Source organism: Nocardia sp. CWNU-33, from assembly GCF_046764895.1.
Classification (GTDB): domain Bacteria; phylum Actinomycetota; class Actinomycetes; order Mycobacteriales; family Mycobacteriaceae; genus Nocardia.
Window position 1 is genome coordinate 351188 of sequence record NZ_JBKOQN010000002.1, and the last position, 16183, is coordinate 367370.

At 65.6% G+C, this 16183-nt stretch carries 12 protein-coding genes and 1 pseudogene; 6 read left to right on the forward strand and 7 right to left on the reverse strand.

The genetic code is table 11. From position 1 onward, the window contains the following. Nucleotides 1-15: 15 nt before the first annotated feature. The gene (locus tag ACLMAL_RS03875; RefSeq protein ID WP_411997790.1) at nt 16-453 is read right to left on the reverse strand and encodes an Lrp/AsnC family transcriptional regulator; all 438 of its coding nucleotides are present in this window, start codon (nt 451-453) and stop codon (nt 16-18) included. A gap of 138 nt (nt 454-591) precedes the next feature. Here ACLMAL_RS03875 and ddaH point away from each other — a divergent pair, with 138 nt between their 5' ends. Further along, complete coding sequence (gene ddaH / locus ACLMAL_RS03880; protein WP_411997791.1) at nt 592-1464, forward strand: dimethylargininase; 873 nt, start codon at nt 592-594, stop codon at nt 1462-1464. 154 nt (nt 1465-1618) lie between these two features. Here ddaH and ACLMAL_RS03885 read toward each other — a convergent pair whose 3' ends face one another. The 3 genes from ACLMAL_RS03885 to ACLMAL_RS03895 form a co-directional block, all read right to left on the reverse strand. Further along, a complete protein-coding gene (locus ACLMAL_RS03885; protein WP_411997792.1) occupies nt 1619-2167 on the reverse strand; it encodes a hypothetical protein in 549 nt (182 codons plus the stop codon). A gap of 89 nt (nt 2168-2256) precedes the next feature. Then, complete coding sequence (locus ACLMAL_RS03890) at nt 2257-2808, reverse strand: hypothetical protein (RefSeq protein ID WP_411997793.1); 552 nt, start codon at nt 2806-2808, stop codon at nt 2257-2259. 29 nt (nt 2809-2837) lie between these two features. Continuing rightward, a complete protein-coding gene (locus ACLMAL_RS03895; RefSeq protein ID WP_411997794.1) occupies nt 2838-4076 on the reverse strand; it encodes a precorrin-3B synthase in 1239 nt (412 codons plus the stop codon). 119 nt (nt 4077-4195) lie between these two features. Here ACLMAL_RS03895 and ACLMAL_RS03900 point away from each other — a divergent pair, with 119 nt between their 5' ends. The 4 genes from ACLMAL_RS03900 to ACLMAL_RS03915 all read left to right on the forward strand — a co-directional run bounded on the left by ACLMAL_RS03900 (nt 4196) and on the right by ACLMAL_RS03915 (nt 10147). Next, a complete protein-coding gene (locus ACLMAL_RS03900) occupies nt 4196-4636 on the forward strand; it encodes a nuclear transport factor 2 family protein (protein WP_406229837.1) in 441 nt (146 codons plus the stop codon). Nucleotides 4637-5044: 408 nt separating this feature from the next. Continuing rightward, nucleotides 5045-5269 carry a hypothetical protein gene (locus tag ACLMAL_RS03905; protein WP_411997795.1) on the forward strand — a complete coding sequence of 75 codons (225 nt, stop codon included), beginning with the start codon at nt 5045-5047 and terminating at the stop codon, nt 5267-5269. A gap of 246 nt (nt 5270-5515) precedes the next feature. Then, a complete protein-coding gene (gene cobN, locus ACLMAL_RS03910) occupies nt 5516-9088 on the forward strand; it encodes a cobaltochelatase subunit CobN (RefSeq protein WP_411997796.1) in 3573 nt (1190 codons plus the stop codon). A 528-nt stretch (nt 9089-9616) separates the two neighbouring features. Then, the gene (locus ACLMAL_RS03915) at nt 9617-10147 is read left to right on the forward strand and encodes a hypothetical protein (protein ID WP_411997797.1); all 531 of its coding nucleotides are present in this window, start codon (nt 9617-9619) and stop codon (nt 10145-10147) included. A 360-nt stretch (nt 10148-10507) separates the two neighbouring features. On the opposite strand, the pseudogene ACLMAL_RS03920 reads toward ACLMAL_RS03915, so the two are convergent. Next, nucleotides 10508-10753: pseudogene (locus ACLMAL_RS03920) on the reverse strand (hypothetical protein); the annotation flags it as partial. 312 nt (nt 10754-11065) lie between these two features. On the opposite strand from ACLMAL_RS03920, the gene ACLMAL_RS03925 reads away from it, so the two are divergent. Further along, the gene (locus tag ACLMAL_RS03925) at nt 11066-13657 is read left to right on the forward strand and encodes an MFS transporter (RefSeq protein WP_411997798.1); all 2592 of its coding nucleotides are present in this window, start codon (nt 11066-11068) and stop codon (nt 13655-13657) included. Between the two features lie 127 nt (nt 13658-13784). Here ACLMAL_RS03925 and ACLMAL_RS03930 read toward each other — a convergent pair whose 3' ends face one another. Together ACLMAL_RS03930 and ACLMAL_RS03935 are read right to left on the reverse strand one after the other, a co-directional pair. Next, on the reverse strand, nt 13785-15446 hold the full coding sequence (locus ACLMAL_RS03930; RefSeq protein WP_411997799.1) for a hypothetical protein: 1662 nt from the start codon (nt 15444-15446) through the stop codon (nt 13785-13787). 206 nt (nt 15447-15652) lie between these two features. After that, nucleotides 15653-16123 carry a cupin domain-containing protein gene (locus tag ACLMAL_RS03935; RefSeq protein WP_411997800.1) on the reverse strand — a complete coding sequence of 157 codons (471 nt, stop codon included), beginning with the start codon at nt 16121-16123 and terminating at the stop codon, nt 15653-15655. Between the last annotated feature and the right edge of the window lie 60 nt (nt 16124-16183).

Here is a 16183-nt window from a genome sequence, read left to right on the forward strand (position 1 = left end):
GGAGGTCGTCGCGGGTCAGGTCCGCGGCCGTTCGAGGATGCGCGACATGACGATGGCGCTGCGCGTGCGGCCGACCCGAGTGTTCTCGCGGATGCGTTCGACGGTCGACTCGATCTCGGCCATATCGGTGGCCATCACGTGGACCAGCGCATCGGCCTCGCCCGCGATTGTCCACACCCCGACGACCTGGGGAATCGGTTCGAGGCTGCGCCGCAGTTCGGCCGGGGTGATGTTGTCGCGGTAGTAGACCTCGACATATGCCTCGGTTTTCCAGCCGAGCGCGGCGGGATTGACCAAGGCGGTGAATCCGGTGATCTGCCTGCTGGCCACCATCTTGTCGACACGCCGCTTGACCGCGGGCGCCGACAGGCCGACTTTCGCGCCGATTTCTTGGAACGACGCGCGTGCCTCCCTGAGCAAGTGGGCCAGAATCCGCCGGTCGATGTCGTCCACGCCACACCCATTCTGTCGCCGCGCAACGATTCGCCAGCATTCTGCATATCTGCGCAACGATTCGTTGTTTCTGACGCAATAGTAGGCGAATTACCTTCGTGTCAGTCGAATGATCCGCGCCTACCTCCGGGAGACACGTTGACCTCCGTAGCCACGCTCCACAACGAGCCACCCACCCCGCGACAGCCATCACCACGACGGTTCGTGATGTGCCGTCCCGACCACTTCGACGTCTTCTATTCGATCAATCCGTGGATGGATCCGACCGAGCCGGTCGACCGGGCCCGCGCCCTCGACCAGTGGGAAACCCTGCGCTCTACCTTCGAGCAGTACGGCCACCAGGTCGATCTCGTCCCCGGTGAGCCGGGACTGCCCGACATGGTGTTCGCCGCCAACAGCGGACTCATCGTGGGTGACCGAGCGTTGTCGGCGCGCTTCACCCATCCCGAACGCGCCGCCGAGGGCCCCGCGTATCACCGATGGTTCGCTCAGCGCGGACTCACCGAACTCGTCGGCGCGCAGGAGGTGAACGAGGGCGAGGGCGATTTCCTCCTCGTCGGTGATCGGATCCTCGCCGCGACCGGGTTCCGCAGTTCGGTTGCCGCACACCGCGAAGTCGAACGCTTCTTCGACCTGCCCGTGGTGTCCCTCGAATTGGTCGATCCCCGGTTCTATCACCTGGACACAGCGATGATGGCACTCGGTGACGCCAATATCGCCTACTTCCCGCCCGCCTTCAGCACGGCCAGCCGCGAGTTGCTCGCGGAGCTGTATCCGGACGCGATCGTCGCCACCGACGCGGATGCGGTGGTGCTGGGCCTGAACGGCGTCTGCGACGGACTGAACGCCTTCGTCAGTGACAGGGCGGTCGACCTGATCGAGACCTTGCGGGGACACGGGTACAACCCGGTCGGCCTCGACCTGTCGGAACTGCTGAAGGCGGGCGGCGGGGTCAAATGCTGCACCCTCGAGATCCACGATGATCCGAGACGAGAAGAGAACGCGGCCTAGCCGATCGACGTAGTGATCTTCGCCGAGGTCGGGGATGAGCCCGGGTGTACAGGCAGTCATCCCGGGTCGTCCCGCCCCGTTGGTCATGGCCGACGGGGCGGGACGACCGGCATCGCAATGGCGCTCACGTCCTCGTGCGGCCTACGGGTTTCGCCTACCGGCACATCGCGTCGATGAGTTCCGGAAAGTTCGGGAATTCCTCCCGTGCCGCAGCAACGATCTCCGCAGCGGACCGGCCCGGTCTCGGCCCGAACCGCTCGGCGATCGCCCGGAACGCCTCGTTCGGCACCCGCGCACCGAAATGGGTCGGTGCGAATGCCTCGGCCGGCCCGTAACCGTCCGCGAACAGCCAGAGCAGGTCGAGGAGATTGCGTGCTATCAAGCCGCATTCGCCCTCGGAACCGAGATACACGATCGGCTGCTCGGCGATCGGCGCAGCGGGCCGAACCAGCCAGAACCCGGCGTAGTCACCGGCTCCCGTCGCTCCGAAGAACCGGAATTCACTGCCGTCGGCCGCTTCGTTGCCAGTCCACAGGCGAAACCAATACGCGGTCCGCTCGGGCGGCTCGAAATGTGTGTAGGGCTCGAAGTCGCAACCGTGAGTGATGTCGGTCTCCTCGTCCCACTCCCACTCGAAGCCGATCTCGACCACTTCGGCCAGCGCGGCGGGCAGGGCAAGGTCGTCAGCTGCGGTGTCGATCATGGTGGAAGGATAGTTGCTCCGGGTGCCGTGGCCTGGAATGCTTTCCAGTGCACCGACTCTCGACCCGCCACACCCGCGCCGTGGTGCGGTCAGAAGGGCAGTTGCGCACGCCAAGCGCTGACGGCGGGGTCGGCGAGTGGGTGCGCTTCGGTCAGGAACTTGAATAGCAGTAGCGCGCCGCTGATCTGCAGTGCGGCCAACGGCAATTCGCCGACCAGCGCGATACCGACCGAGAGCCAGACGTCGTCGGCGCCTGCGGTCATCACGTCGAACCAGGCGTCGACGAGCAGCAGCAGGCCGGTCCCGAACGCGGGAAGGATGAGCAGTCGTCTGCGTTTCCAGCCCAGGTAGGCGGTGGTCGCCATCATGGCGACCAGAAGGATGTCGAAGCCGACCCAGGTCAGGGTCCAGTTCCTGGCCTGGTAATCGGCTGGCAGCGTGACTGCGAGATAGACGATCCACGGGATGAGGACCAGCGAACCGCCGACCATCAGGGTCAGTCGAACCCCGCGGTGAATCCGGACCAATTCCGGCCTGGGCAACACCCGCTCGGGTGGCAGCTGCAAGCGGCTGATCAGCGCGCGGCGCTCGTCGTCCGACATCGCCTGGATCTCGTCTTCGCTCAGTCTGTCAACTGCCATGCTGCACGGCCTTTCCCGCAGGAGGACGATCAGTCGACGCGATAGCCGTCCGGCATGGCGACGACATCGGTCGCCGCACCGCGCGGCCTGCCGCAGCGGCGCGCACAGCCCGACCAGTGCTGCCGTCCGCCAACTGTCACCTCGCCGGCCTCGAAGACGGGGGCGCTCGGAGTGCCGGAGGAGGTCGGATCAGGTTGCGGCAGAACGGGTTCGGAGTGGGGCGCGTCGGAGTCGAACGTTGTGCCGTCGGGCAGTACCCGGCCCGAGTCCACCGCGGCACCGACATCCACGCGGACGTCGGTGAGCGACTTCGCGCAGCCGGGCTGACCGGCGCAGGCGCTGACCAGCAGCCACGGGGAGTTGGCATCGAAGAGCAGACCCATCGGGGCGAGCACGCGGACGACCTGCTCGGCGGGCCATTCCTCCAGGTCCGCTAGCACGAGGCTGCGCCAGGGGGTGAGGAAGACCGGTCGTTCGACGGCGGCGATGAATTCGGCGGTGCGGGCGGGCAGCGACCCGAGCCGTACGCCGGCGCCGAGGCTGACCAAGCCGTTGTCCTGGGTCAGCCAGCCGATCGGAATGTCTTGGTTGGCAGCGATTTTCAGCAGATCGGCGCGGGCGGCGAGTCCGAGCAGGTCGGTGAGACGTTCGACGCCGTTCTCGATTTCGTGCAGCCGCCACTGGCCGGAGCTCAGATCGAGGAAGCCGTGCGCGGCGGCGAGCATGACGTCGACGGCATCGGTGGCCGACACCCTGATGCCGGTGTCGAGCCCGGCCAGCAGGACCGCGAACTCGTCGGCGTCGACGGCGTGCACGCCGATATCGCCACCCAGACCGCTGACATCACCGCGGCCGTCGTCGAGGGTGAACAACACTCGGCCGGGCAGGTCGGCCAGGCGAGGCGCGGCGAGCAGGCCGGCGTCGAGCGCGGGGACGAGTCGGTGCACATCGGCCCGACTGCCGACGCGCCCTGCCAGCGGCGAGGCAACGATATTGCGCACCCGGTCGTGCGTATGACTCGGCAGTAGCCCGGCGGTTTCCAGTCGCGCGGTCAGCTCCGTCGCGTCGCGCACCCGACGCAGCTGCACATTGGCGCGTGAGGTCAGCTCGATGTTTCCGTCGCCGAGCTCACGGGCGGCTTCGGCCAGTGCCTGCAACTGCTGCGCTTCCAGCCGTCCGCCGGGCACGCGGATACGAGCCAGCGGTCCGTCGGCCGCCTGATGCAACCGCAGCACGCCGGGGCAGGAGTCGGGAGATGTACGCGTCATGACCCATCCAGCGTACGACCCGGCCAGGTATTCGGCCCGAGGTCACCCCGGGTGCGGACTACCCACGGTGCTGCGTTTGTCGTGTGGCAGCGGACCGGCGGGCTCGCTAGTCTGCTGGCATGACCGAATCATCATCCCTCGCCGACCGTTTCGCGATCGTCGACGTTCTGACCAGGATGTTCGTCTACACCGATCAGAAGCGCTGGGACGATCTGCTCGATGTAGTGTTCACCCCGAAGGTCGATTTCGACGGCGGTTTCGGCGGCCCGGTCGGTATCCGCGATGCCGCCGACATCGTCGGCGACTGGCGCACCGGCCTCTCCGACCTCGACGCAGTGCACCATCAGGCGGGTAACTACCTCATCGACCTGCAGTCCGACCATGCCGCGGTGCACGCTGACGCCATCGCCGTCCACCTGAAGAATGACGCCGTCAACGGCAAAACCCGCACCTTCATCGGTAGCTACACCCTCGGGGCCGAACGCACCGATTCCGGCTGGCGCGTCAACCGGTTCCACTACCACCTCAAGGTCATCGAGGGAAACGCCGACCTGACCTAGGTGTACACACCTAGCCCAGCGTCGTGCGGCAGCGATCATCTCGATTTCGACCAGCCGGCTCGGGTCGAAGATCCCGGCCGATACGACGGTCAGCGCCGGTGTGTGATCGCCGAGGACCTCCTGCCGAACCTTCGTGTCGACCTCATCGAGATATACCGGCAGCCTTTCGGCGAACCGCTCCACAGCCCGGACGTTCGCAGCTCGGGCAATTCGACCTCGGGCTCGCGCAGGTGCAGCTTGTGGGCTCGCTCGTTTTCGCCGGACTCACCCGCCTGCGCCACACCACCCACGCCGACCGCGCCCGGATCGTCGACGACTTGCCGCCCGCGCCGCTACCGGATAGCCGCGTTGCTGCGGATGAGCCGTCATCGTTATCCGGTGGCGTTCTCCGACGTTCATGATGGAGGTATGGCGTCCGATCGCGTTCAGGTTCGCGTGATTCTTGTGTTCGGGGATCGTGCGCAGTTAGACACACCGTGGCATTCGGCGCGGGACCCGATGTGGGTGCCCGCGGCACTGATCGCCGAGCAGGCCGGGTTGCCGGTGAATGAACTGCCGGGCAGAGAGTTCAGTGCCGTGGGAGATCGGAAGTCCCTGACGGACTTCCGGCTGGTCTTCGACCCGCGTCTGTAGAACGGGGAACTGCGCGTCCGATCCGCAGGGTTCGTATCGGGCAGAAACGTGCCTCGACGAGTCTGCCCGCTGCGGCAGACAGACAGGTGGCAGGTGTGTGCCGCCCTGGCAGGTAGCATCTGGATGCTCGGCGGGCGACGAGGAAACCGGTGGAACTCCGGTGCGGTCGCGCCACTGTCACAAGCCAGACCCTCTCCGGCGAGCAACGAACCCGATGGGCGCGTAACCCGAGGAAGGCCGTCACCTGTGATTTTGCTGCTGTCCACGTCCGACACCGATCTGTTGAGCGCGCGCGCGAGTGGCGCCGACTATCGATGGGGCAATCCCGCTCGGTTGCTGGTCGAAGACCTGCCCGCGCTGCTCGACGGCGCCGATCTGGTGATCGTGCGGATCCTCGGCGGTAAGCGGGCCTGGGAAGATGGCTTGGAAGCGGTACGTGTCAGTGGAGTGCCGATGGTGGCGCTCGGTGGCGAGCTCGCGCCCGACGCCGAATTGATGGAGTGCTCGACGGTGCCCGGCGGCGTTGCCGCCGACGCACACAACTACCTCGCGGCCGGTGGTGCGACGAATCTGCTTCAGTTGCACAACTTCTTGTCCGACACCGTGCTGCTCACCGGGCACGGCTTCGAGCCGCCCGTGCAGTTGCCGAGCTGGGGCGAGCTGGAGCGCACCGCGGCGACGGTCGACGGCCCGACCGTCGCGGTCATCTACTACCGTGCACAGCACCTCGCGGGGAATACCGGGTACATCGATGCGCTCTGTGCCGCAATCGAGAGCGCCGGAGCGCGGCCTCTGCCGCTCTACTGTGCGTCGTTGCGCACCGCCGAACCCGCATTGCTCGACACACTCCGGCAGGCCGATGCACTGGTGGTGACGGTGCTCGCGGCCGGCGGGTCCAAGCCCGCGACCGCGTCCGCCGGTGGCGACGACGAGGCGTGGGACGTCGCGGCGTTGGCCGAGCTCGATGTGCCTATCCTGCAAGGCCTCTGCCTGACCAGCGGCCGCGCGCAGTGGGAGGCCAACGACGACGGGCTCTCGCCCCTCGATGTGGCCACTCAGGTGGCGGTGCCGGAATTCGACGGCCGGATCATCACGGTGCCGTTCTCGTTCAAGGAATTCGACGCCGACGGTCTGTCCACCTACGTGCCGGACCTCGAGCGCGCGGCGCGGGTGGCGGGTATCGCGGTGCGGCATGCGCGGCTGCGTCACATTCCGGCCGCACAGCGTCGGGTCGCCTTGATGATGTCGGCCTATCCGACCAAACACGCCCGCATCGGCAACGCGGTCGGCTTGGACACGCCGGCGAGCGCGATCCGATTGCTCACCGAGATGCGTTCGGCTGGTTACGATCTGGGGCCTGCTGGTGCGGTTCCCGGGCTGGAGGAGCGCGATGGCGACGCGCTTATTCACGCGCTCATCGCTGCGGGTGGTCAAGATCCCGACTGGTTGACGGCCGAACAGCTCGAAGGCAATCCGATCCGGATCAGCGCGACGCAGTACGCGGCGTGGTTCGACACGCTGCCCGAGGACCTGCGCGAGGCCGTGATCGAGGCGTGGGGCCCGCCGCCGGGGGAGCTGTATGTCGATCGCTCCGCGGATCCCAACGGCGAAATCGTCATTGCTGCATTGCATTTCGGCAATGTGGTGTTGATGGTGCAGCCGCCGCGTGGTTTCGGTGAGAACCCGGTCGCCATCTACCACGACCCGGATCTGCCGCCGAGCCATCACTATCTCGCGGCCTACCGCTGGATCGCCGCACCAGACGGGTTCGCCGCCGACGCGATGGTGCACCTCGGCAAGCACGGCAACCTGGAGTGGCTGCCGGGCAAGACCCTCGGCATGTCCGCTTCGTGCGGCACCGATGCCGCGCTCGGTGAGCTGCCGCTGATCTATCCGTTCCTCGTCAACGATCCGGGTGAGGGCACGCAGGCCAAACGCCGAGCACACGCCACCCTGATCGATCACCTGATCCCGCCGATGGCGCGCGCCGAAAGCTATGGCGACATTTCTCGTCTGGAGCAGCTGCTCGACGAGCATGCCAATATCTCCACCCTCGACCCCGCCAAACTGCCCGCGATCCGGCAGCAGATCTGGACGCTGATGCGCGCGGCGAAGATGGACCACGATCTCGGGTTGGCCGAGCGCCCGGAAGAGGACGTCTTCGACGACATGCTGCTGCACGTCGACGGCTGGCTCTGCGAGATCAAGGACGTGCAGATCCGCGACGGATTACACATTCTCGGGCAGTCGCCTACCGGGGAGAGCGAACTCGACCTGGTGCTCGCCATGCTGCGGGCGCGGCAATTGTGGGGCGGCGAGCGGAATGTTCCGGGGCTGCGCGAGGCGCTCGGGCTCGACGAATCCGGAACCGAGGCCCGTGAGCGCGTCGACCGGGTGGAAGCCCAAGCGCGCGAGCTGGTCTCGGCGCTGCAGGCGGCCGACTGGTCCGTCGATGTCGTGGACACGCTCACCGACAACCCTGCGGCGCGGCAGGTGCTGCGGTTCGCCGCCACCGAAGTGGTGCCACGGCTGCGCCAGACCGGCATCGAGATCGACCGGGTCCTGCACGCGCTCAACGGCGGATTCATCCCGGCGGGCCCGAGCGGTTCGCCGTTGCGCGGGTTGATCAACGTGCTGCCGACCGGCCGCAACTTCTACTCCGTCGACCCGAAGGCGGTGCCGTCGCGACTGGCCTGGGAAACCGGGCAGGCCATGGCCGATTCGCTGCTGGATCGATACCGGGCCGACCACGGCGAATACCCGCGTTCGGTGGGACTTTCGGTGTGGGGCACCTCGGCGATGCGCACCTCCGGCGACGATATCGCCGAAGTTCTTGCGCTGCTCGGCGTCCGGCCGGTGTGGGATGAGGCCAGCCGCCGCGTCACCACGCTCGAGGTCATTTCCCTGGCGGAGCTCGCCCGCCCCCGCATCGATGTCACCGTGCGGATCAGCGGATTCTTCCGCGACGCGTTCCCGCACGTGCTTGCACTGCTGGACGACGCGGTGCGGCTGGTGGCCGAGCTGGACGAGCCACTGGAGTCGAATTACGTACGCGCGCACGCACAGGCCGACCTCGCCGAACACGGCGACCAGCGCCGCGCGACCACCCGCATCTTCGGCTCCAAGCCGGGCACCTACGGCGCGGGCATCCTGCAGTTGATCGACTCGAAGAGCTGGCGCACCGACGACGACCTCGCGCAGGTGTACACCGCGTGGGGCGGCTTCGCCTACGGCCGTGACCTCGACGGCGCGCCCGCGGCCGACGACATGCGCACCGCCTACCGGCGGATCACGGTGGCCGCCAAGAACACCGATACCCGCGAACACGACATCGCCGACTCCGACGACTACTTCCAGTACCACGGCGGTATGGTCGCCACCGTGCGCGCGCTGACCGGCAAGAACCCCGAGGCGTACATCGGTGACAGCACCCGCCCTGACGCGGTGCGCACCCGCACCCTCTCGGAGGAGACCTCACGGGTCTTCCGTGCCCGCGTGGTGAACCCGCGCTGGCTGGAGGCGATGCGCCGCCACGGTTACAAGGGTGCATTCGAAATGGCTGCCACTGTCGACTACCTCTTCGGATACGACGCAACCACCAACGTTGTCGCCGACTGGATGTACGAAAAGCTCGCGGAGAGTTACGTTTTCGACGACGTGAACCGTAAGTTCATGGAGCAGTCCAACCCGTGGGCGCTGCACGGAATTACCGAGCGGCTGCTGGAGGCCGCCGAGCGGGACCTGTGGGAGCGGCCGGAGCAGGCCACGCTCGATCGGTTGCGGCAGGTCTACCTGGAGACCGAGGGCGAGCTCGAGTAGCTCCGCTCAGAGCGGCTGTCGATCTGGTTCAACCAGCCAGGTGGCCTCGGCGCGGTGTGCTCAACCCGGGGCGGGCGGACCTGGCCACCGTTGCCGACGTCTTTGCCGCGGATCGGCGAGTTCCCTCATGGTCGTTCATCTTCTGTGCGCGGCGATACGTCGACCCCGAGATGGTCTTGCGGCTGGTCGTCCAGTCGTCTCGGAGTCGTGTATTCAGCCGAATCCGTTGCGGTGCACTGTGATTGGTTCGTTTCAACGTCAATTCGGCTGCCTCGATCACCGAGGGTACGGGCGGGTGCGGTACCGACATGTCGGTTTATTCGGATCCCGCACGTTGTGGTGTGCAATGGAATTGCGAGAATTTCAACCACCCAATTTCTTGGGCAGCCGAATTAATTGATCTTGCAAGGCAATTCGATTTCATGATTCTAGCGACAGCGATAACGTTTGGGGCGCATGATTATCCGTGTCCCATTTGCCGATTCTCGGGGTACGTCAATCGAATCGGCCGGATGATTGGAAAGTCTTATGATGATCAAGAGATTGATAGCGGCAACGATGTTCACTGTCGCCGCGACGGGCATCGCCGCGGCGACTGCGCACGGTCAGCCGGTGGCGCCGGGCGCAGAGTTCGAAGGGGTGGACAGCGGCGTCGTCTACACGGCCGCGGTGGCACCCGACCGTTCGAGTGCGACGGTCACGCTGGCGTCGGGGACGTTCGAGGTGACGCCCACCACGGGCGTGATCACAGTGCTGGCGCCCGATGGGTCGGTGGTCGGCTCGCTGCCGACGGCGGTGCAGACCGTCGCCGGTCAGCAGGTGCAGGTCATGCCGCAAATCGACAGCACAGCAACGGCTTTGACGCTGACGCCGGTCGGTGCAGTGGCGCCGGAACCCGGTGCGTTGCAGAACATCGGCGACGCGGGCACCACTATTGCGGGTATTGCGATCGGTTGCGTCGTAGGGGCGCTCATCGGGCTCATCTTCCTCGTCGTCACGGCCATTCCCGGCTGTATCGTCGGCGCGATCGTCGGTGGAATCATCGGCGCCAATCAGTGATCCGTCAGCGCAGGTCTGAATAAGCCATAGCGGATATCCTCGACCGGGCTCGGTAGGAAATTGCCGCCCCGGCCGGGGATATTGCTGTTCAAATCTCTCGACACCATGAATCCATAGGGCGCCCGCCGCTTTACTGAACCGCTCAGCGGTGGCTCGCAGGTGCGCGGGCGAGTTCGGGTGCGTCGAGCACCTCGAAGTCGACATCGATAGCCCGAGATAGAGCGTCGACATCCGGGCAGTCGCCGACCCCACCGCGACAGTGACTGCATCGTCATCATCGAGCAATAACGGAGGCGGCGCGGATCCGGCGCCGAGCCGATACCCGCCTGCGGCGCCAGGAGTCGCGTCCGCGGGATAGCCCAGGTGCCGCAACCGCTCGACGTCGGTGCGAATGGTTTGCGTCGACACCCCGTGCCGCTCGCCGACGCAGGTCCGGTCCAATCCTGTGCAGCTGCAGCAGCGACAGCAGCCGCAGCAATCGTGCGGAGGTTTCCAGCATTCCCCGATGATCTCAGGCTTTGCGGATAGAACGCTTCCGCAAGCCTGCGCGCTCGGCGGGAGCAGCGAGCGTGGTAGATCGGGTGGGGGCGCTGCGGACGAGCCCACCTTTCTCGCCCACGGCGACGCGGTGGATGATCGGCTTTCGCGCGCTGGAATGGCGTCTGTATAGTGTGCGGTCGCAACTAGTTTCAGGTGCTAATGAAGTCTGGCCGGACGGATCGATTACCGGCCGCCACCGTGTTGCGCTGCCTCGTCGTCGACGGCCCGCAGTGCACCGGTCAAGCTCGCCGAGCTACTGCATGCCGAGATCGCAAGGCGCATGGCCTCGTCGAGTATCGGGTCGACTATTCGTGACCCGTATGCAACAGGTTTCGAGACACTCCACCGCAGCTAGCCGATCAGAATTAGGGCCCCTACATGACGAATTCCACGATTCAGGCACCGGCGGCGCCGCCGGTCCTGGACGCAGGCGAGGACGCGTCGCTGTCACACCGGCAGATCCTGACCATCCTGTCCGGCCTGCTGCTCGGCATCTTTCTGGCCGCACTCGACCAGAACATCGTGAGCGTGGCCATCGTCAAGATCTCGAACAGTCTGCACGGATTCGACGAGCAGGCCTGGGCGACAACGGCATACCTGATTACCGCGACGATCACCACACCGCTGTACGGCAAGCTGGCCGACATTTATGGGCGAAAGCCCTTCTATCTCACCGCGATCGGCCTGTTCGTCCTCGGTTCCATCGCCTGTACCTTCGCGACCTCGATGTACGAACTCGCCGGTTTCCGGGCCTTCCAGGGCCTCGGCGCCGGTGGGCTGATGTCGCTGGCCTTCACCATCATCGGCGACATCGTGCCCGCCCGCGAACGCGTGCGCTACCAGGGCTATTTCATGATGGTCTTCGGTTCGGCCACGGTCCTGGGCCCGGTGCTGGGCGGTTTCTTCTCCAACTACGACGACCTCTGGGGGCTCGAAGGCTGGCGCTGGGTATTCCTGGTGAACGTGCCGATCGGCGTGCTGGCGCTCGGTGTGGTCGCCAAGGTGCTCAATGTGCCGCATCGGCGTCAGCAGCACCGGATCGACTGGTTCGGCGCGTTGGCGTTGACGATCTGTGTGGTGCCGCTGCTGATCGTCGCCGAACAGGGCAGGAACTGGGGGTGGAGTTCCGACCGGGCGCTGATCTGCTACGGCATCGGCGCGGCCGGGCTGGTGCTGTTCTTGTTCATCGAATTCCTGATGAAGGACGCCGCGCTGATCCCGTTGCGGCTGTTCAAGAGTTCGACGTTCAGCGTCGCCATCATCGGTGGCTTCATCGTCGGAATCGCGATGTTCGGCGCCATCGTCATGGTGCCGCAGTATTTCCAGGTGGTGCGCGGCTACTCGCCGACGAAGTCGGGTCTGCTGATGCTGCCACTGGTGCTCGGCATCATGATCGGCTCGCAGGTGGCCGGGCAGATCACCAAGGCCACCGGTCATTACAAGGCGCTGCCGGTGCTCGGCTCCTTCGTGATGGCGGTCGGCGCGGCGCTGCACGCGCGCGTGCTTTATGACAGCCCGCTGTGGCAACCGCTGGTGTACGCGGGAATCATCGGGGTCGGCCTCGGTGGCTGCATGCAGACGCTGATCATCGCGGCCCAAAACGCCGGTCCGCGTTCGGATATGGGCGTGTCGACGGCGGCCGCGACCTTTTTTCGGCAAATGGGGGGGACGCTGGGGGTCGCGGTCTTCCTCACGATTCTGTTCAACCTGTTGCCACACAAGATCATCGACGCGTTCGGCGGACAGCTGCCGGACGGTTTCGACGCCGCCCAGCTCAGCAGCATGCAGAGCAATACGAGTGGAATCGCGGAGCTGCCGGAGGACCTGCGGGTGCCGATCCTGACCGGATTCACCAGTTCCATGTCGGGAGTGTTCTACGTCGCCGCAGCGGTCGCGCTGCTAGGGGCGATGGTGCTGGTGTTCATGAAGGAGATTCCGCTGCAGGACGATCCGGTCCCGGGGTCCGCCGCGCCTGCGGAGGCCGAGCTCGTCGCGCAGTCGGTAGGCGCGGACTCCACGTGGGAGGAGTCGCAGGTGTGGGAAGGTGCCGCGCAGGCATTGTCCGAACCTGCGCCGGTGCTGGCGGGTGGGCACCTCTCGGTCGATCATCAGGGCAACGGTGTGTACGAGGTCTCGGTGTCGGGAACGGCAGCGGCAGATCCGGATTCGATGGAAGTCCGCTCCGAACCCGATCGCCGCTCGATCCGCGGTCGTATCCGGCACGGGGACGGCCGGCCGGTGCCCGGAGCCGCGCTGACCCTGATCGACCAGCGTGGACACCAGGTTTCCCGGGCGACCGGCGATCCGCACGGCGGGTACGTCATCGGTGTGCCCGAGGGCGGTAACTACGTGCTGATCGCGTCCGCAACCGGACATCAGCCGGAGGCGGTGAGCGTCGCCGTCGGCCACCGGACCCTGCAATTGGATCTGACGCTCATGGGTTCCGGCGAGTTGTCGGGCGTGGTCAGATCGGCCCGGCGCGGCGAACCGCTGGCCAGCGCGACCGTCACGCTCACCGACATGCGCGGCGAGGTCGTCGGCGCGGCCATCACGGCGGGTGACGGCGTTTACGTCTGTCATGGCGTCGTGTCGGGCACCTACACCTTGGTTGCCGTCGCCGACCATATGCGTCCGAGCGCCGCCACCCTGACCATGCCCGACAGCGGCCTGCTGCGCCAGGACATCGACCTGGCTCCGATGGCGGTGCTCGCCGGATCGGCATGGTCGGACGGCGACCGATTCGTTCCCGACGTCCAGATCACCGTCTTGGATGCTGACGGTGACCTGACCGCCACCGCTCGCACCGACGAGAACGGCCGCTACGTCGTCAGTGATCTACCCGAGGGGCAGTACACCGTGGTGGCTCGCGGCTATCCGCCGGTGTCCAGTCGCGTGACGGTGATCGGTGGCGAAGTGGTCCACGATGTGAAACTCGGCTATGGACACGATGATTCGGCGATCCATCGCTGAGCCATCGAGGCGCGCCGGCAGCCGCTGGACTCGTCGATCCGGCATCGGACCACGCCGGTGAGCTTTCGCGTGGTCGGGCTGCAACAGTGCGTGGCTTCGCGGCTATTGCAGCCCGAGACCCGCGTGCTTACTCGGCGATCTTGGCGCGGAAGGGACCGCCGATGCTGTTGAACAGCAGGTCGCCGTTGGGGAAGGCTTCGACGATCGCGTACGCGCCGTTGCCGAGGTTCGATTGACCGAAGATGGTGCGGTGCACGGTTTCTCCGGTCTGCCAATCCATACCGGTGACCTCCCAGCCGTCGGCTTTGCTATAGCCGTTGACGAAGACGATCCCGGCTCTGCTGGATACCGCGGGCACCATCGAGGTGGAGACGACATCGCCGCGGGTCCATGCCGAGGTCCACTTGTCGGCGTTCGGATCCCATTCGAATCGTTGCATGCCGTGCGGGGGCTGGAAGACCGGCCCGTTGGCGATCACATCCACCAGGCGATCGGGTGCGCCCTCGGCCCCGATGTTCTGCACCACGAACGCGCCGTAACCGTTCACGACGACCGACTGCTCGCTCTGGATGAACTCCGGCTTGGGATCGGACAGGCCCGCTGTCACCTCGATCTGATCGGCGATGCGATCGGATTTGGTGTTCGGCTTCTGTATGAACCCGTCGGGGATCTTGTTGCGCCAGAACGCGACCAGCTTCATATGGTCGGCGCCATCGGTGATCACCACCAATTCGTCGGTATCTGTGCCGAAGCCCATCAGCGTCGGTGTGGAGCCGGTGCCGATACCGAACTTCACCGCAGGAGGCTGGCGGCCGAAGTCATACGACGATGACCAGGCGCCGTCGGCTTCGGCCGTGGACAGTTTGCTTCCGGTCCACACCACTTTGCGCATGATCTTGTCCGACGCGGCGTAAATGCCGCCCTTCTCGTCGATGGCCATCGAATTGGAGACGGTCTCGTCGTCTCCGAACCGCACCTGCTGAGGCTCACCGGCCAGCGTGCGATCGATGACGAACAACGCGCGAGATCCGAGCACGGTCAGATGCCCGTCGTATGTCATGTTGACGCCGACGATGTTCTCCGGAATACCCAGCGTTGTCGTCCCGGCGCCCAGCCACGGCTTGAAGTCCAATTGTGCGACGATCCCGATACCGTCCTCGGGCTTGTCCTTATTCTTCAGCCCGAACTTCACGATCTCCGAGTTCTGGGTGACGTAATAGACGTTGTTGTCCTTGTCGACCAGGCTGTAGACGCCGTTGGCGATCCGCTGCCAGGTCGCCCCGCCCCAATCGTCGCGGATGGCGGTCTCGATCTGACCTACGTCGGAGAAGTTCTGATCCAGGACCTGATCCAAAGCTCGAGGAGGAATCGGCGCGACACCGGGTGTATCCATCGATGCGACCTGCCGGAACCCACCGTCGGACACGTCGACGTACCGCACACCGGAGGTCGAGGAGATCCACCGGTACTTCGAGTCCGTCGACGCCAGCGTGATGATGTTGACCGGCCCGGTCGCCACTCGCGGCATCTGCTTCGGGTCGATATGGAAGGTGCCGCGTGGCACCGGGTCCGGGAAACTGTCGGACTGGCCGGAATCCAGGTGGGTGACTGCGTATTTCTGCGCGGCCAGGTTCGGGTTTCGCGGCGGACTGTCGCCCGATTGTTCGCCCACATTCGCGGTGTTCTTCGTATCGGACGAGTCATCGCTACATCCGGGCAGCACGAAAACCGCCGCCACTGCCATGGCGATCACTGCGGTACTCGTCCGGAAATATCGAGGCTTGCTCACAACCGTGCTCCTGTCCTCGCGGTCGGTATTGCGCTCGAACCTGACGGTGACGCACATACACACGTTCGCCGATGCGGGCATCGACGGTCGACAAACGGAACAACAACACGAGCTGAAACAACGCAATTGGCATCGCCAACATAACACCGGCTATTGGACCGAGATCGAGAAATCAGCGATGGCCTGCCGCGGAACCAGATGCACTGTCAGCGTGGCGGATGCAGGTCATCGACCCAGGCCACCTGCTCGGGATCCGATTCGATATCGGGCAGGTCCAGGTTGACCACAACCGGTTCCTGGTCGCTACGGACCACGACGCACGATAGCGGCGCGTCGGAACTGGCGTTGATCTCTTGATGTGGCACGAACGGGGGGACATAGATGAAGTCGCCCGGCCCGGCCTCCGCGGTGTATTCGAGCCGGTCGCCCCACCGCATCCGAGCCCGGCCGGCAGCAACGTAGATGACGCTCTCGACATGGCCATGATGGTGCGCGCCGGTCTTGGCATCGGGATGAATGAGTGCCGTCCCCGCCCAGAGCCGCTGCGCGCCCGCCCGCGCCGTATTGATCGCCGCGGCGCGATTCATCCCTGGTGTCTGCGGCGTATTCGGATCCAATTCGTCGGCATGCACGATCCGCACCCCATGCAACCGATAATCGACTCCCACACTGGCCATCGCAACCTCCGCTCGGACTCAGCACCCATTCTCCTCCGGCACCGCCGAGCGGGACATGGT